17 protein-coding genes are annotated in these 16,923 nt (G+C 66.6%); 7 read left to right on the top strand and 10 right to left on the bottom strand.

The window, feature by feature from the left end:
• The first annotated feature begins 86 nt into the window (after positions 1–86).
• Positions 87–647, top strand: coding sequence for a YceI family protein (locus E3O06_RS03225; protein ID WP_134501551.1), 561 nt, complete (start codon positions 87–89; stop codon positions 645–647).
• 67 nt (positions 648–714) lie between these two features.
• Here E3O06_RS03225 and E3O06_RS03220 read toward each other — a convergent pair whose 3' ends face one another.
• The 3 genes from E3O06_RS03220 to E3O06_RS03210 all read right to left on the bottom strand — a co-directional run bounded on the left by E3O06_RS03220 (position 715) and on the right by E3O06_RS03210 (position 4,161).
• Positions 715–1,572 (bottom strand): phosphotransferase family protein, encoded by an 858-nt coding sequence (locus E3O06_RS03220; protein WP_134501550.1) that lies wholly within the window; start codon positions 1,570–1,572, stop codon positions 715–717.
• Positions 1,573–1,610: 38 nt separating this feature from the next.
• Positions 1,611–1,901, bottom strand: coding sequence for a DUF4287 domain-containing protein (locus E3O06_RS03215; RefSeq protein ID WP_134501549.1), 291 nt, complete (start codon positions 1,899–1,901; stop codon positions 1,611–1,613).
• 313 nt (positions 1,902–2,214) lie between these two features.
• Positions 2,215–4,161: an HNH endonuclease signature motif containing protein gene (locus tag E3O06_RS03210; RefSeq protein ID WP_166788078.1), complete on the bottom strand. Its 1,947-nt coding sequence runs from the start codon at positions 4,159–4,161 to the stop codon at positions 2,215–2,217.
• Positions 4,162–4,667: 506 nt separating this feature from the next.
• Here E3O06_RS03210 and E3O06_RS03205 point away from each other — a divergent pair.
• A complete protein-coding gene (locus E3O06_RS03205; protein WP_241979832.1) occupies positions 4,668–5,174 on the top strand; it encodes a DinB family protein in 507 nt (168 codons plus the stop codon).
• Between the two features lie 123 nt (positions 5,175–5,297).
• On the top strand, positions 5,298–6,332 hold the full coding sequence (locus E3O06_RS03200) for a nitronate monooxygenase (RefSeq protein ID WP_134501546.1): 1,035 nt from the start codon (positions 5,298–5,300) through the stop codon (positions 6,330–6,332).
• 3 nt (positions 6,333–6,335) lie between these two features.
• Here the strand turns inward: E3O06_RS03200 and E3O06_RS03195 are convergent, their stop codons facing one another.
• A complete protein-coding gene (locus tag E3O06_RS03195) occupies positions 6,336–6,782 on the bottom strand; it encodes a DUF1801 domain-containing protein (RefSeq protein ID WP_241979831.1) in 447 nt (148 codons plus the stop codon).
• A gap of 148 nt (positions 6,783–6,930) precedes the next feature.
• On the opposite strand from E3O06_RS03195, the gene E3O06_RS03190 reads away from it, so the two are divergent.
• Positions 6,931–8,385, top strand: a complete 1,455-nt coding sequence (locus E3O06_RS03190; protein WP_198415768.1) for an amino acid ABC transporter substrate-binding protein/permease — start codon at positions 6,931–6,933, stop codon at positions 8,383–8,385.
• The gene (locus E3O06_RS03185) at positions 8,382–9,110 is read left to right on the top strand and encodes an amino acid ABC transporter ATP-binding protein (RefSeq protein ID WP_134501544.1); all 729 of its coding nucleotides are present in this window, start codon (positions 8,382–8,384) and stop codon (positions 9,108–9,110) included. The genes E3O06_RS03190 and E3O06_RS03185 overlap by 4 nt, the downstream gene beginning before the upstream one ends.
• Positions 9,111–9,178: 68 nt before the next feature.
• Here the strand turns inward: E3O06_RS03185 and E3O06_RS03180 are convergent, their stop codons facing one another.
• Genes E3O06_RS03180 through E3O06_RS03155 form a run of 6 tightly spaced genes read right to left on the bottom strand, consistent with a single transcriptional unit; the run spans position 9,179 to position 14,357 of the window.
• Positions 9,179–10,222: an FUSC family protein gene (locus E3O06_RS03180; protein WP_134501543.1), complete on the bottom strand. Its 1,044-nt coding sequence runs from the start codon at positions 10,220–10,222 to the stop codon at positions 9,179–9,181.
• Positions 10,223–10,250: 28 nt separating this feature from the next.
• Positions 10,251–10,622 (bottom strand): DNA glycosylase AlkZ-like family protein, encoded by a 372-nt coding sequence (locus E3O06_RS03175; RefSeq protein WP_420898862.1) that lies wholly within the window; start codon positions 10,620–10,622, stop codon positions 10,251–10,253.
• Positions 10,532–11,116, bottom strand: a complete 585-nt coding sequence (locus E3O06_RS03170; RefSeq protein ID WP_134501541.1) for a DNA glycosylase AlkZ-like family protein — start codon at positions 11,114–11,116, stop codon at positions 10,532–10,534. Before E3O06_RS03170 ends, E3O06_RS03175 begins: the two co-directional genes overlap by 91 nt.
• A gap of 50 nt (positions 11,117–11,166) precedes the next feature.
• Positions 11,167–12,828: a tripartite tricarboxylate transporter permease gene (locus E3O06_RS03165; protein ID WP_134501540.1), complete on the bottom strand. Its 1,662-nt coding sequence runs from the start codon at positions 12,826–12,828 to the stop codon at positions 11,167–11,169.
• Complete coding sequence (locus E3O06_RS03160) at positions 12,829–13,356, bottom strand: tripartite tricarboxylate transporter TctB family protein (RefSeq protein WP_134501539.1); 528 nt, start codon at positions 13,354–13,356, stop codon at positions 12,829–12,831.
• Between the two features lie 2 nt (positions 13,357–13,358).
• Entirely contained in the window at positions 13,359–14,357 is a 999-nt protein-coding gene (locus E3O06_RS03155; RefSeq protein ID WP_134501673.1) for a Bug family tripartite tricarboxylate transporter substrate binding protein, read from the bottom strand.
• 191 nt (positions 14,358–14,548) lie between these two features.
• Between E3O06_RS03155 and E3O06_RS03150 the strand changes: the two genes are divergently transcribed.
• Together E3O06_RS03150 and E3O06_RS03145 are read left to right on the top strand one after the other, a co-directional pair.
• A complete protein-coding gene (locus tag E3O06_RS03150) occupies positions 14,549–16,222 on the top strand; it encodes a sensor histidine kinase (protein ID WP_134501538.1) in 1,674 nt (557 codons plus the stop codon).
• Complete coding sequence (locus E3O06_RS03145) at positions 16,215–16,919, top strand: response regulator (RefSeq protein ID WP_134501537.1); 705 nt, start codon at positions 16,215–16,217, stop codon at positions 16,917–16,919. Before E3O06_RS03150 ends, E3O06_RS03145 begins: the two co-directional genes overlap by 8 nt.
• Positions 16,920–16,923: the final 4 nt, after the last annotated feature.

Here is a 16,923-nt window from a genome sequence, read left to right as displayed (position 1 = left end):
CTTTTCGGGAATACCACCGTCTTCTATGCGCTTGCATGTATCCGAGGGCGACAATTCCTGGGCCCACACACTTGAGGAGAACTTCTATGAGCGAGACCACCGCAACGAGCATCCCGGGCTACAAGGCCGGAACCTGGACCATCGACAAGACCCACAGCTCGGTGAGCTTCAGCATTCGCCACATCGTCATCAGCAAGGTCAAGGGCACCTTCGAGGACTTCGACGCCACCTTCGTGACCGGCGAGAACCCGCTCGAGACGAGCGTCACCGCCTCCGCCAAGGTCGTCTCGATCAACACCAACGAGCCCAACCGCGACGGACACCTGCGCACCGGAGACTTCTTCGACGCCGAGACCTACCCCACCATCGACTTCGCGTCGACCGGTGTGCGTGAAGTCAAGGGCGAGTACCTCGTCGACGGCAACATCACCATCAAGGGCGTCACCAAGCCGGCCACCTTCGAATTCGAATTCGGCGGCTTCGGCGGAGACCCCTACGGCAACTACAAGTTCGGTGCCACGGCCAAGACCGAGGTCAACCGCGAAGACTTCGGCCTCACCTACAACGCCGCCCTCGAAACCGGCGGCATGCTGCTCGGCGACAAGGTCACCATCACGCTCGAACTGCAGGCCGCGCTCAACGCGTAACCCATAGTTCGTTCGACTCAGGGCTCCACTTCGGTGGGGCTCTGCGTCTGTTTACCGGGAATCCCTTCTAATGACCGGGAAGGGTGGCCATCCATTCGGTCAGGCGGCGGCGCAGCCCGGCGCCATCTAGGTCGGCCCGGCCGAGCTCCGTGTAATTGGGCGCCCAGGTTTCGACCCGGGGGTAGGCCTTCAGGGCGGCGAAGTAGTCCCAGCGGGCGACATCGGGAGTGGGGGAGCCGAAGGCCTCGTTGTAGGAGCGGGTGAACTCCTCGGCGACCGTTACGTTATAGAGAAACACGAGGTCCTGGCGGCACCAGGCCAGGTCGTAGCCGCGCGGCGCCAGCCCGGCCCCTGACCAATCAACGATCCCGGTGAGATTGCCGCGTTGCCAAACCGTATTGCCCGACCAGAAGTCATTGTGGGTGAGCACGCGCGGTTCGTCGTTGAGCTCGCGCCACACGGAATGCAGCGGTGAATCAATCGCGGGTTCGGTGAACAGATCGGGGAGCACAGGATCAACGACGAGAGAGTGGATGCACGCGAGCGTCTGCCCGAGTTGCCGCGCGAAGTCCTGCGGGTCTGTGGGGGTGATCGAGGCCTGACCCGGCAGCAGCGTCGTGACGATGAGCGGGCATCCGTTCCCTGTGTCGTTAGGGTGCACTGTGCCGTCCGGGTCGGCGGCCAGCAGCTTCGGAGCCAGCACGCCCAGGTCGTCCAGCCCGGCGAGAACGCGAATCTCGCGGCGCACGGCGTCGTCGCCGGGCGGAAACTGCCGCAGCACGAACTCGGTTCCGTCGCTTGCGCCGACGACGGTCGTTGTGGCGTGGGTGCCGCCAGGCAGAGTGCGCACCCAGTGCAGCTCGCTGACGCCGAGTTCTCGGGCAGCCCATACCAGGGCGACGGGAGACGGGGTGACGGAACTCATACTTCCACGCTAAGCCCTTCCCACCCGGTCGCCGAGCTTCAGACCGGGCGGGAGTTTTTGCCGTCGAGCCACAGCTCGACGGACTCGTCCCGGTGCACACCGTCGGTTCCGACGTGCTTCTCGCTGATCGTCGTGCCGTTTTTGATCACGTAGACGAGGGCCATCGCGTGCCCGCGGCCGAGGCCGTAGTCGGCCTTGAGCCAGTCGACGATGGCGCCGGCCTTCGTCGCGGGGTCATTGAAACCGCGCTCGTGCGCCAGCACGACGAGCGCACGCGGCGTCAGACCGGTCTTCTCTTCAATCGCGGTGAGATAGGCCTGAAAGGACATGGAATCTCCTAAATTAACGTGTGGCCGCTGAACTGATCACAGCACCGACCAGATGAGCTGCGACCGCGCCGAGTCGGCGCCACGGGCCTCAGGGGTGGGCTGAGATCTCGTCTTCTTCGTCACGGCATCCAGTGTCGTCACTACGGTACCTTTCCCGCCAGACCCTCGTCCAGCGCGTCAGGCCGGAAACACCGTTTGCGAGACAGCCCCCGTCAGGCGGGAAATACCGTTTTACAGGCAGTCCCAGGCAGTCCGAGATAATTCCCGCTGGCTGGCTGGCTGGCTGGCTGGCTGGCTGGTGCGCTGCGTGGGCCTATTTGTCCCAGTTGGGTTGTTCGGTGGGGGTGGCGGCGCGGTTGTGGCTGGCGGGGCGCCAGGTTTGGGTGGGGTCGTAGAGGAGGGGTCCGCGGATCCAGGGGCGGCCGTCTCTCATGTCGATGTCCCAGCCGGAGGTGTCGATGCTGGCGTGGCCGGCGTTGCAGAGGAGTACGGCGTTGCCGATGTCGGTGGGGCCGCCTTTGTGCCAGGGGATGACGTGGTGGGCCTGGGTGTAGTGGGGTGGCACGGTGCAGCCGGGGATGACGCAGCCGCCGTCGCGGGCGGCGAGGGCCCGGCGTTGACTCGCGGTGAAGAACCGGCTGGTGGTGCCGAGGTTGAGGATTTTGCCGGTGTGGCCGAAGAGGATGGGTTGGTAGCCGCCGGCGCAGATGAGTTCGTCGACTTGTTGGGTGGTGAGGGGTCCGTCGGTGCCGTCGATCCAGCCGGCTCCGCGCCCGGCGAGGAGGTCGTTGATGTTGATGTGCACGAGCACCGTCGGTGCGGCGCCACCCATCGTGGGGGTGCCCGGCTGTCGGGCTGCGGCTTCGAAAACGGCGCGGAGGATGCCGGCTCGTTTCTCGCTAATCGACCGGGTGTCATCGGGCTGCTGCGGGCAGGTGCTGAGCGTGTCTGGCTGATTGATACTGTCAGCCTCAGCCTCAGCCTCAGCCTCAGCCTCAGCCTCAGCCTCAGCCTCAGCCTCATTCTCGATCTCGACCGCGTTCTCGCTGGCTGCCGTCTCCTGGTTGTCGTTGGCGGAGACGTCGTTCCGCTCGTCGCCGTCGTCGCCCCCGTTGCCCTCGTCGATCTCGGCGTTGGTGGGCTCAGTTTCGCGAAATTCGACCGTGGCCCGCGGAGCGGTGCCGCTGGTGCCGGATACCGGGGTGGTGCTGGCGGGAGCCGGGGTGGTGCCGGGAGTGCTGGCGCCGGGGACGGGGTTGGCCGCCGCGGCGGAGAGGTAGGCGTCGAAGACGTTGCCGATGATGGCGCGGTCGAGGGTGGTGAACCAGCCGTTGAGGCTGTAGCCGCCGTTGCTCAGGCCGCCGAAGGTGAGCCAGCTGCGCCGTTCCGCGGAGGTTTCGCCGGGCGCGGATCCGTCGGGGGCGAGGCGTGCCTGCCACTGAATGCCCTGCTGCCGCAGCAACTCCGGCGCGAAGGCGATGCCAGCGCCGGGAAGGCCCTCGGTTTCGGGGGTGATCGCGCCGGAGCCGCTCGCGACCAGGGAGCGTTCGACCCGGTCGAGGTCCTCGATCAGCACGGAGGAGCGCAGGCCGTCGAGTACCTTCACGATCACGCGGGCCTGCTCCACCCCGACTGCTCCGCCCTGCAGGGCGTCGCCGAGAACGGGGTAGGTGGGGGTGAGGGGCCGGCCGAGCAGCATCCGCTCGCCAGCTTTCTCGCCGAGCGCGGCACGCTGGCGCACCTCGGCGGGGGAAAGCCGGGCCAGGGTACAGATCAGATCCACGCCGCTGCGGCAGCCGAGCCGGCGCGCCAGTGTCGGCGCGGCCAGAGCCGCCGCCGCACCCGCCACGCTCGGAACCATGCCCAGCGCCGCCGCCGCGTCCGGCGGCACCGACTCCGGTATCACCGACTCCGAACCAGTAGCCTCGGCACCAGCAACCTCCACACCAGCAACCTCCACCGCGGCAGTCTGGACAGCGACGGCCCGAGCTGCGGCACTCTTCGCAGCAGCAGCATCGAAATATTCGGAGCGACGCAGCACATCGGTCGTCGAGAGCACCCGTGCCCCATCGACGATCCGACCCACGCTTTCGAGGGCGAGCAACATGGTCAGGGATTCCTCGTCACCGAGCAACCCGAACGACACCCCGCCCAACGCCGCCAGCAACAGATCCCTGGCCTGCTCCACCGCCACAATGACGGGATTCGAGCTCGCGTTGCCGGGGTTTTCCATGAACATGGGCGCCAGTGCCTCCTTCACATTAATTCTACCGCAAATCGAACATAAAAGCGAGAGAAACTCAGTACAGCTAAAGGAGCAAAATTTGGCCGCTAGACGCTTCGGAACCACGAGTTCCATGCCAACCTGCCGGATACCGTGCTGTGAAGCGCTCTCCTACCCGGACTATTCAGTGCCTCGACTTGGAAGATCCGAAATTCTAATCGAATTTTTGTCTCTAGTCCTTCCATTTGTGTGCAGATCCATACCGTGCCGATCGGCCAACAAGGCGATCGGCGGTACCGGGCCCATGTTCTGACCGTGGGCACAGTTTCTCAACTGGGCCCACGGCCCGGGCCCGGGCCCCGTCCCACAAGTGCAGGCCCGGGGTGGCCAAAGCGGCCGCCGGCATCCGTTTGAGGCCTATGCCAGACCGAGACGGGCTGCGAAGCTGAAAGCATGGATGATTCTGCAGAGAAGATGACCCTGCTGCGCTACTCGCGCACCGGCCCCTCATCTGGAAACTCGACGGGCTCAGTGAATACGACGTGCGGCGCCCCCTGGTACCGACCGGCACCAACCTCTTGGGCCTGATCAAACACGTAGCGAGCGTTGAAGCCGGCTACCTGGGTGACACATTCGAGCGGCTGTTCGGCGAGGCGCTGCCGTGGCTCGACGAGGACGCCGAGATCAATGCCGACATGTGGGCGACGCCCGGGCAGTCTCGGGACTGGGTGGTCGATCTGTATCGTCGTGTCGGCGAGCATTCGGCCGCGACAGTCGAGGCGCCGCCCCTCAGTGCGCCGCCCCTCAGCGCGCCGGGTCGCGTTGCCTGGTGGCCGCCGGAGCGCAGCAACGTGACGCTGCACCAGATTCTTGTCCACATCATTGCGGAGACGCACCGGCATGCCGGGCACGCTGGCATCGTGAGTGAACTGATTGACGGCTCCGTCGGCCTGCGTGCCGATAACGGTAACCTGCCGACCGGTGACCCGGCCTGGTGGCAGACCTACCGGGAACGGTTGGAGACAGCGGCTCGCGAAGCCGATTCGTAGAGCGGATGCCGGGAACTGTGCCAAGGTGCAAGGAGGACGCTGTTTGAAGCGCGCCCCGGCAGACAATATTAGATCTTGATTCCAATCACTGGAACATCGGTCCAATCAAACGAGGAGATTCCCGTGTTCACCCTGAACGACCTGGAGATTCCGATCATCGCGGCCCCGATGGCAGGCGGCGCCTCAACTCCGAACCTCGCGGTCGCCGTGAGCGACGCGGGAGGCCTCGGCTCTCTGGCAGGCGGGTACAAGACCCCGCAAGTGCTGGCCGAGCAGATCATCGACGTGCGCAAACGCACTGATCGGGCCTTTGGCGTGAACCTTTTTCTGCCGCAGGCGCCGCTGATAGATCGGGCAGCCGTCGAGGCCTACCGAAACCTGCTCGCCCTCGAAAACCCGGGCGCGTCGTTCGGTGAGATCCATGAGAGCGACGACGACTGGTTCGCCGAGAAGGTCGCTCTGGTTATCGCCCATCACGTGCCCGTGGTCTCGTTCACTTTCGGCCTGCCGTCCGACGACGCAGTCAAGCGGATGCACGCGGCCGGATCGTTCCTGATCGCCACCGTCACCTCGGTGTCCGAAGCTTTGCAGGCCGAAGACCGCGGCGTCGACGCCCTGTGCGTGCAGGGACCGGAATCCGGCGGGCACCGCGCGACGTTCACGACGAGCGGCGAACCCGGCACCCTGGCCTTGGGGGAGCTGTTGATCGCAATTCGCGCGGTGGTGACGCTGCCGCTGGTCGCGGCGGGCGGCATCCACTCTGGCGGTCAGATCGCGTCGCTGCTTGCCGCCGGCGCCGCGGCCGTGCAACTCGGCACGGCCTTTCTGCGCACCGAGGAATGCGGCGCGACCCCGGCACACCAGGATGCCCTCGTCGACCCGCGCTTCACCGAGACCGTCGTCACCCGGGCTTTCTCCGGGCGTCCGGCGCGCGGCCTGCGGAACGCCTTCATCACCGCCCACGACGCCAGAGCGCCCCACGAGTATCCGCAGGTGCATCACCTCACCAAGGTCGTCCGAGCGGATGCCGCCCGTCGCGGCGACCCCGACGGGCTCGCCCTCTGGGCCGGCACCGGTTTTCGGGAAGCGCGCTCCGGGCCGGCGCCGATGGTGCTCGGCACCCTGTGGAATGACACGCAGTTCGCCGTCGTCTCGTAGGAGCTAGATGCCGCTTCGACCGCCCCGGAATTCCTCCGCCAAATGCCCGTAAACTCTGTTCGCCGTCATCGCCCGGTAAGAGTCAGTGATCATGCTCTCGAGCAGGTCCAGGTCAATCTTTCTGAAATCGGTGAGATAGAGGCAGACGACGCCGGTCTTGTGCGGGCCGAGCCGCTCGAGTTGCCGGGCGTAGGTGGCTGTTCCGTCGGGAAAATACACGGTCATGGCGGCCTTGCGCGGGGAGAACCCGGCGGCCCCGGCATCGCCCTCGACGCCGCTCGCGTACCTATAGTGGTAGTGGCCGAACCCGATGATCGAGGATCCCCACATGCGTGGTTCCTCTCCCGAGACCCGCTTCATGATCTCCAGCAGGGTTAGGGCATCCCGCCGGCGGGTCGGGCTCGCGATCGTGTCGATCCAGGCGTGCACGTCGTTGTCGCTGTATTCCAAGGGATCTCCTTCAGATCTGACCGGGTGAGATCGCGGCGTGCACCCCAAGGTAGGCTTTTTCGACGGGGTGTGCAGCATCCGCCCCCGGTAGGTCAGCGTCGATCGGCGCGAATCGCACGACAAGAAATGGTTTTTCACTTTGCGCAAATTGAATATTTTCCGGGCGGGGAAGCTCGCGGTTGCCGTCACGGCACTGCTCGCCCTCGCCGGCGGATTCGTCGGCGTCAGCGCCGCGGCCGCAAGCCAGCCGCAGTCCGCGGTCACCGGCGAAACCTACGTCATCGGCACCGACACCACCTTCGCGCCGTTCGAGTACCGCGAGAACGGTGAACTGACCGGCATCGACATGGACTTGATTCGCGATATCGCCGCGAATCAGGGCTTCACCGTGGAGATCAAGTCCCTCGGCTTCGACGCAGCCCTGCAGGCGTTGCAGTCCAACCAGGTAGACGGCGTCATCGCCGGAATGTCGATCACCGACGAGCGCAAGCTGGTATTCGACTTCTCAGAGCCGTACTTTGACTCCGGCGTGCAGATGGCCGTCGCCGAGGACAACACCGAGATCATCGGTTACTCCGACCTGGCCGGCGAAACCGTCGTGGCCAAGCGGGGCAGCGAGGGCGAGACCTTCGCCAACTCGATCAAGGACGAGTACGACTTCACCGTCAAGGCCCTCGCCGACTCGGCCACGATGTACGACGACGTCAAGGCTGGCAACTCCGTCGCGGTCTTCGACGACTACCCCGTGCTCGCCTACGGCATCAACCAGAACAACGGGCTCAAGTCGGTCACCGAGAAGGAACAGGGCAGCTCCTACGGTTTCGCCGTTAACAAGGGCCAGAACCCCGAACTGCTCGCCGCCTTCAACGCCGGCCTGGCCGAGTTGAAGGACAGCGGCGAATACCAGGCCATTCTCGATACCTACCTCGAGCAGCCGGCGCCCGCCGCGGCATCCGGCTTTTTCGGTCTGTTGGGCGACAGCCTGCCCGCCCTCATGAAGGGCCTCGGGCTGACGCTGCTCGCGACCGGCCTGTCGATTCTGATCGCCCTCGTACTCGGTGTGCTGTTCGGGTTCTTCAAGGTCTCCGAGAGCCGCGTGCTGCGCGGCCTGGCGAGCGGCTACGTCAGCATCTTCCGCGGTACGCCGCTGCTCGTGCAGGCTTTCTTCTTCTACTTCGGCCTGCCGCAGCTGACCGGGCAGTCGATCGACGTGCTCACGGCCGGCGTGCTCACCCTGAGCCTCAACGCCGGTGCCTACATGACCGAGATCGTGCGCGGCGGTATCCAGTCGGTCGACCCGGGCCAGACCGAGGCCGGCCGCAGCCTCGGGCTCGGCTACGTCACGACCATGCGGCGCGTCGTGCTGCCGCAGGCCGTGAAGATCATGACGCCGTCCTTCATCAACCAGTTCGTGATGACTCTGAAGGACACCTCGCTCCTGGCCGTGATCGGATTCGCCGAGCTCACGTACCAGGGGCAGCAGATCTACGCCTCGAACTTTCGCACCGGTGAGACCCTGCTGATCGTCGCCGCACTGTACTTCATCGTCATCAACCTGCTCACCATGCTCTCCAACAAGCTCGACAAGAGGTTCAACAAATGAGCAAGATCAGTGTCAAGGGCCTCCGCAAGTCATTCGGTTCCAACGAGGTGCTCAAGGGCCTCGACGTCGAGATAACCGAGGGCGAGGTCGTCTGCGTCATCGGCCCCTCGGGTTCGGGCAAGTCCACCTTTCTGCGCTGCCTCAACAAGCTCGACGAGCTCAGCGCCGGCACGGTCATCGTCGACGGGTTCAACCTCAGCGACAAGACCGTCGACCTCAACGAGGTGCGCCAGCACATCGGCATGGTGTTCCAGCACTTCAACCTGTTCCCGCACATGACCGTGCTGCAGAACATCATGCTCGCGCCGGTCGAGTTAAAGAAGCAATCCACAGCGGATGCCCGCGCCACCGCCCTCAAGCTGCTCGACCGGGTAGGCCTCGCCGACAAAGCGTCGGCCCGTCCCGCGCAGCTCTCCGGCGGCCAGAAGCAGCGGGTCGCCATCGCCCGGTCGCTCGCCGTGAACCCCGACATCATGCTCTTCGACGAGGCCACGAGCGCCCTCGACCCGGAGATGGTCGGCGAGGTGCTGCAGGTTATCCGTGACCTTGCCGCCGAGGGAATGACCATGGTCGTCGTCACCCACGAGATGGGGTTCGCCCGTGAGGTCGCCGACCGGGTCATCTTCATGGCCGACGGCGTCATCGTCGAAGAGGGTACTCCGGCCGAACTGTTCGGCAACCCGCAACAGGAACGCACCCAGGACTTCCTGTCGAAGGTGCTCTAAACCGCGTTGCTCCAGAGCGGATGCTGCGCGCGTGACCCGCGCGGAGCATCCGTTTCGCTGCGGCCGGCTCAGGCGCGGTCGCCGACGATCTCCTCGCGCACCCGGCGCAGGTCTTCCATCAGCGAGCCGATCAGGATCCAGTGGTCCGGGTGCGGCGTCACGATGCGCAAGGGCTCGGTCAGGGCCAGCACGTCGGGGTCTGGCGGGTCCGGCACGACCGTGAGGTCGCCTTCCTCCCGCGCGAGCAGCGCCAGGTCGTGGGCGGCCCTGGCGAGCTCTCGGGAGAACGCCTGCACGCTCGGCTCGAACTGCAGGGACGGGTCGTAGTGGTCGTGCAGGGCGCGGGTCATGCCGATGGCACGGGTCACGAGCGTCGGCAGCCGCTCGATCATGGCGTGGTCGGCGTCGAGCGCGACCCGCAGCCTGGCCTTGCGCGGGTTGAGCATGAGGCTCTCCTCCGCCTGCGCGATGGCCTTCTCCGCCGACACGAGCATGGGGCGCAGCAGCCGGGCCTTGATCATCAGTTCCATCAGGTCGATCGGGGTCTGGGGGGTGCGGAGCGCCTGCGCGATGCGGTCGAAGGTGTCGGCCAACTCGCGGGCCAGCAGACCCACGGCGTCCCGCGCGGGCGCGATGAGTACCGGGGGGACGATGAGCGCGTTGATCACCAGGGCGATCCCCGCTCCGATGAACGTCTCGAAGATGCGATCGAGGGCGTACCCCGGCGTCGTGGCCCCGAGGGCGAGCACGAGCATGGCGCTGATCGGAATCTGGCTCGCCGACACCGGAGACAGGCGCAGCGCCCAGGCCACGAGAATGCTCACCATGATCGTTCCGAGCACGACCCAGCTGGACTGGCCGAGGAAGAAGCCGATCGTCGACGCGATGATGACACCGCCAATCACGCCCGCGGTGCGTTCGATCGCACGGCCCAAGGTCTGGTTCACGCTCGGCAGCACCACGAGCAGGGCCGCGATCGCGGCAAAGATCGGCAGGTCGCTCGGCAGCAGCAGCTGCGACACCAGCCAGGCCAGGGCCACGGCGACGGCCATCTTGATGACCTGCAGCAGCGGAAGCCGTTTGGAGATGCGCAGGGCCGAGGTTAGTTTCACTGGTCAAGGGTAACCCGCTCGGGGGCGGTCAAACGGATGCCGGCAGCGTTCGCTTCGCGCTCAGCCGATACGGCACGCCGAGAAACCCCGCGTAGTCCTGTGCGGCCCGGTCGAATTCTCGCGCAGTCTTCTCGGCCCGCGTGCGGGTGGCCGCCTCGCGCGCTTCCTCGAACAGTGTGGCGTCGGCTGTCACTCCCGATATCGCGATTTTCTTACGCCAGGTGCCGACGATGCGGCCGTTTGTGACCACGAGCGGCAGGAAGATGCCGTTGCGCCCTGGCACGACCCGAACGAGGTCGGCGGTGGAGATCACGTGGCTGCGATCGCGGTAGCCGAGCAGGTACTCGTCGAACCCGGGCAGTGCGAGCACCGGCGTGTGCTGGCGCAGGCTCGTCGGCACCACGGTGGCATCCGCTGCTGGCCTTCGGTCGAGAGGCCGGCCGCCTGCAGCATGGTCATGAATTCGGCCCGGCTGAGCTGCTTGTGGCCGGTCAGCGCGGTGATCGCGGCCTCACGGGCCCGGTCCAGCACGGGCAGGTCGAGGCCGAGTCGGGCATTGATCGCGCGCGTCTTGGCGAGCAGCCGCGGAGTCGTGAGACCCTGCATCCAGCCCAAGTCCCGGGCCGGAACGAAATGCAGCGTCCCCCGCATCGGCCACGAGCGCACGATCTCACCCGCCGAAACGGATGCCTGCACGTCGGCAATGGTCGTTCCGGGGGAGCGCACGCCGAGGGCCCACTGTCCGGCGGGGTAGTCCTGGGCCTGCACCGCGAGCATCCGCTCGGCGACGGCGACCGGGCCGGCCCGCGTCGATCCGGACAGCGCCGGCCCGGCCAGCCCCTGGGCGTGCAGGCGCAAGCGAACGACGTCGGCGCGGGAGGCGGCAGCTGGCATGACACCAGTACGCCGACTCCCGCGCCGAGCGTATGCGAAACCGGAGGGTGCTATTTTCCGCGCCGCCCGGCTCGGGGGCGCACCACGCGAATCACGCGGGCGCTTCCGTCCGACGTCTGGGTTCCAAAGGCATCGAATTGCACGGTGGATTCTGTATCTGCGCTGTAGCCGTCGTTGTCGTCCGAGCTTCCGCCACCGGAACGGGGTCCCTCAGTTGGACCTCCGCGACCGAAGCGACGACGCAGTGCCTTGACCAGCGGCGGGCCGACCAGGAACAACACAATCACGGCGTACACCACAACCGCGAGCGGTTCGCTCAGCAGCGCGGCCGGGTCGCCGGCGCTGATCTGAAGCGAGCGGCGCAGCTGGCGTTCCATCTCCGGGCCGAGGATGGCGCCGACGATGATCGGCAGCACCGGAAACCCGAAGCGGCGGGCCATGTAGCCGAGCGCGCCCAGCAGAAGCAAAATCAGAATGTTGAAGGTCTGCATGCCGGCCGCGTAGGCGCCGAGCGTCGCGAAGAACAGGATGCCAGCGTAGAGGTACGGCCGGGGGATGCGCAACAGCTTCGCCCAGAGCGGCGCGAGCGGCAGGTTGAGTGCAAGCAGCAGCGTGTTGCCGATGAACAGACTCGCGATCAGGGTCCAGACCAGCACCGGCTCGGTCTGGAACAGCAGCGGGCCGGGGTGGATTCCGTACTGGTTGAAGGCAGCGATCATCACCGCGGCGGTCGCCGTGGTCGGCAGTCCCAGGGTCAGCAGCGGCACGAGCGTTCCGGCGGCAGAGGCGTTGTTGGCCGCTTCCGGCCCGGCCACGCCCTCGATGGCGCCGTGGCCGAACTGTTCCGGATGCTTGGACAGCTTCTTCTCCGCCACGTACGACAGGAAGGTGGGAATCTCGGCGCCGCCGGCCGGGATCGCACCGAACGGAAAGCCGATGACGGTGCCGCGCAGCCACGGCTTCCAGGAACGCTTCCAGTCGTCTCTGCCCATCCACGGCACGCCGACCGGGATCGTCGCGGGGGTGCCGTGGCGCAGGTGAGCGGCGATCCACAGGGCTTCACCGACCGCGAACAGTGCGACGGCGATGACCACGACGTCAATGCCGCCCGAGAGCAGCGGCTGTCCGAAGGTCAGTCGTGGCTGGCCGGTGGTGCCGTCGAGGCCGACGAGGCCGATGGTGAGGCCGATGAACAGCGAGGCGAGTCCGCGAATGCGGCTTGAGCCGAGTACGGTGCTCACCGCGACAAAGGCGAAGACCATCATCGCGAAGTACGAGGGAGCGCCAAGGCCGATCGCGATCGCGACCACGAACGGGGCGACGAAGACGAGGGCGCCGGTGGCCAGGGTGCCGGCCACGAACGAACCGATCGCGGCGGTTGCGAGGGCTTGGGCTCCGCGGCCAGCCTTGGCCATCTTGTTGCCCTCGAGCGCCGTGACCACCGAGGAGGATTCGCCGGGGGTGTTCAGCAAGATGGAGGTGGTCGACCCGCCGTACATGCCGCCGTAGTAGATGCCGGCGAACATGATGAGCGACCCGGTCACGTCGAGTGCGTAGGTGAGCGGCAGCAGCAGGGCTACGGTCATCGCCGGGCCGATGCCGGGCAGCACGCCGACGGCCGTGCCGAGCAGCACGCCGATGAGGGCGAACAGCAGGTTCTGCAGGGTCAGCGCGTTGCTGAACCCCTCCATCAGCAGGGTGAGGTTGTCCATTTAGAGAATTCCCGTCAGCAGGCCGGCCGGCAAGTTGATGCCGAGGCCCAATACGAAGCCGTAGAACGTGCCGACGGCGAGAAGAATACCGATCACGAGCGCCCAGACGAAGCGCCTGGAGCCGAGCAGCAGGGCGGAACCGTAGAACAGCAGCGCGCTGCCGATCACGAAACCGAGAAAGTCCATCGAGAGGGCGAAGACGAGAATCAGGCCGCCCAGGCCGAAGACGGTCGGCCAGTGAGCCTTCTGGGAGAGGTCGATGTCCTCACCGTCTTCGGCGTCGGCGTGGCCGCCCCGCAGCACTGAGATCGCCAGGGCGATCGCACACAGTCCCAGGCCGATCGCAATGATCGTCGGAACGACCTGCGGTCCCATCACGCCGGCATTGATGGCGGTGTGACGGATGTTCGCGGTGTCGACCGCGATCACCATCGCGATTCCCGCGAGCAGGGCGGCCACGCCGAGCTCGGAGCGACCCTGCAGGCGTGCGCGAAGCCCGGAAGCAGCTTCGGTGCTGGGGGCGGTCATTATTAGACCAGGCCCAGGGTCTTCAGCACGTCGGCGACGCGGGTGTCCTGTTCGGTGAGGAAGGTGCTGAAATCGTCGCCGGTGATGAAGGCGTCGGTCCAGCTGTTGTCCTCGAGAACCTGCTGCCATTCTTCGCTGTCGTGCATCTCGGTGACGGCGTCGACGAGGCGGGCGATTTCGGCGTCGGACAGGCCAGGGGCGGCTAGAAGCCCGCGCCAGTTGGTGAAGACCAGGTCGATGCCCTCTTCGGTGAGGGTGGGAGCGTCGATGACGGGAACGCGCTCTTCGCTCGTGACGGCGAGCACGCGCAGGTCGCCCGACTTCACCTGTTCGAGGAACTCGCCGTAGCCGGAGGCACCGAACTGCAGCTTGCCGCCGAGAATGGCCGGCAGCAATTCGCCGCCGCCGTCATAGGCGACGTAGTTGACCGCTGTCGGGTCGATGCCGACGGCATCCGCGAGCTGCATCGGCAGCAGGTGGTCCGGACCGCCCGGTGAGGAGCCGCCGCCGACCGCGAAGGTGGCCGGGTCGGCCTTCCACGCTGTGACCAGGTCATCGATGGTTTGGTAGGGGGAGTCGGCGGCGACGAAGATCGCGCCGGCTTCTTCGATGAGTCCAGCGATCGGGGTCGCGTCGGCGACCTTGGCATCGCCCTCGTTGGTGTAGGCGGCGCCGACGACGCCGAGCCCCATCATGAGCAGAAAGTTGGCGTTGCCGGTCTCGGTGAGGGTGCGGGCGAGGCCAACGGTTCCGCCGGCGCCGGCCAGGTTGGTGACCTCGGTGCCGGTCGCCAGGCCCAGGTCGTCCATCACCTTGACCGCGGCGCGGCCGGTGACGTCGTAACCGCTGCCGGGGGCATTGGGAATCATTACCTGCAGGTTCTCGATCGGGCCGCTGTCGGTGGCCTCGGTGTTCGTGGCGCTCGTGACCCCGCAGGCGCTGAGAGCGAGTGCGACGACCCCGGCGAGAACGACGGTACCCACCGTGCGGCGAGAGCGCATAATGCGTGCTGTGATTGGCATGCTTGAATCCTCTTCGATTTCTGGCGAGCCTCATTGCCGGCCGAGTTCAGCCTGCTCGGTGGCCCTGCGCTGCACAACTTGTGACGTTAGTGAACGTTGTGTAGCTTGCGGTTGTGTGCCGGCCGGCGTGGGCAATTTCAGTTTGACCCGGCAATGAGGGATTATCTCTTATGGCCAGAGACGATCGAGAGCACCTGACACCGCGCCCGCGCGGGTCAGGCATCCGCTCGAGCCGGCTCAGCCTGACCCGCCAGCTGCTCCTATTCCAGTTGAGCCTGATCGCGCTCGTTCTCGTTGCCGTCACGGCCATTTCGCTCGAGCAGACCCGCAGCAGCTTTGAGAGCGGCGCCCAGCGACGCATGCTGACGGTCGCCGAATACAGCGCGGCCAACCCGCTCGTGCGCAGCCTGCTCTCCGGTGCGGCGGTGCCCCAGCAGTTCTCGGTACCGGTCGAGGCGCTCCGCACCACGACGGGAGTCGACCAATTGCTCGTGACGGATGCCGTCGGCCGAGTGATCGCCTCACCCGCCGACCCATGGCTGCTCGGGGCCGATCTCGCCATCGATCCGACGCCTGATGAATCCGATGCCTCGTGGGCCGGCGTTGCACCGATCGGGACCAACGAGTACGTGGTCGCGCAGGTGCCGGTACTGTCGAACTCCGGGGAGGTGGTGGGCACGGTCGTCGCCGCCCGCCAATTTCCGCCCGTGGCCGAGCTGCTCGCGAGCGCGGCGCCGAACCTGCTCGTCTACGTCGGCGTGGCCGGGGTGCTCGGCGTCGCCGGATCACTGCTGCTCGCTGCCCGGGTGAAACGGCAGACCCTGGGCCTCGAGCCGGAACAGATCGGCCGACTGGTCGAGCATCGGGATGCCATGATCCACGGCATCCGGGAAGGGGTGATCGCCGTCGACACCGACGGGCTCATCACGCTCGCCAATGACAGCGCCCGCACCCTGCTCGGTCTACCGGCAGACGCGGAGGGTCGCGCGATCGACACGGTCGGCCTCGATGCAGAGGCCGTGCGAGCCCTGCGCCCGCAGGAGGTGGGCGCGATCGACACGGTGTTCGTGAACCGCGGGGTGTTGCTCGTACTCAACCAGACGCTGATCCACCCGCCCAGGTCCCGGCCCGAGGTCGTCACGACCGTGCGTGACCGCACCGAGCTGGTCACCCTGCAGTACGATCTGGGCAGCAGTCGGCAGGCCACCGATACCCTCCGAGCCCAAACCCACGAATTCGCCAACCGGCTGCACACCATCTCGATGCTCCTGCAGCTCGGCGACACCGACGCCGCGGTTGAGTACGTCGACGCCGTGACGCGTGACCGCACCGAGCTCGACAACTCGGTGCTGACCCGCTTGCAGGAGCCGGCGGTCGCCGCGCTCGTGATCGCCAAGACCTCGCTCGCCCGCGAACGCGGTGCGACGCTCGTGCTCTCACCCGAATCGGCCCTGGCCCGGGTCGATGCCGACCTGTCCGCGGACCTCGTCACGGTGCTCGGAAACCTCATCGACAACGCCCTCGATGCCGTCACCGGGGCCAGGGAGCGTAGCGTGCGTCTCGACGTGCAGACCGTTTCGGGTGCGGTGCGGGTGACGGTGAGCGACTCGGGGCCCGGTATCGACACCGCGCTCGTCGATCGGGTATTTGAGGTCGGGGTCACGAGCAAATCGGCACTGGCCGGGGGAGACTCCCACGGTTACGGCCTTGCGATCGTGCGTCTGGTCGCAACGCGTCGCGGGGGATCGGTCGGCTATCGAGGCGAGAACGGTGCCGTGTTCGAGGCCGTGCTTCCCGTCGACGGCTCCCGGCCCCGCGCAACGGAGGAGCAAACCCGTGTGTGACGTCCTCGTCGTCGACGACGATTTCATGGTCGCGCGCGCCCACGAACGCATCGTGGCGCAGCAGCCCGGCTTCACCGTGGTTGGCGTCGCGTCGACCGGCTCAGCCGCCCTCGCCCAGATTGCCCAGATGTGTCGGATAGCGCCGGGGTCGCCGCACCTCGTGCTGCTCGACATGTACCTGCCCGACATGACCGGACTCGACGTGATCCGTCGGGCCCGAAATGCCGGACACGACGTGGACTTTCTTGTGCTCAGTGCCGCCCGGGAGGCCGAGATGGTTACCGCGGCGCTGCAGGGCGGCATCGTGAGCTACCTGCTCAAGCCGTTCAAGATCACCGAGTTGCAGTCCCGGCTGGCGGCGTACGCCGAACGGCGTCGGCTGCTCGGTGGCAGTGGTGACCTGAGCCAGAGCGACCTGGACCAGGCGCTGGAGCGGGCATCCGCTCTGCCGATTGTGGACACGGTCGGAGCCCTGCCGAAAGGCCTGAGCAAGGAGACAGCCTCGTTGGCCGCAGCCGCCCTCGCGGGCAGCGCACCGGACCTGGCCGCGTCGGAGTGCGCCGAACTGCTCGGCCTGTCCCGGGTGGTGGCCCGCAAATACCTGGAGTATTTCGTGACCACCGGTCAGGCCGCGGTCAGCCTGCGTTACGGCCAGACGGGCCGTCCGCAGCGTCGCTACGCCTGGCTCGCCGGCTAGCTGG

Source organism: Cryobacterium glaciale (assembly GCF_004402535.1).
Classification (GTDB): domain Bacteria; phylum Actinomycetota; class Actinomycetes; order Actinomycetales; family Microbacteriaceae; genus Cryobacterium; species Cryobacterium glaciale.
This window is presented reverse-complemented; position numbering and strand designations above follow the sequence as displayed.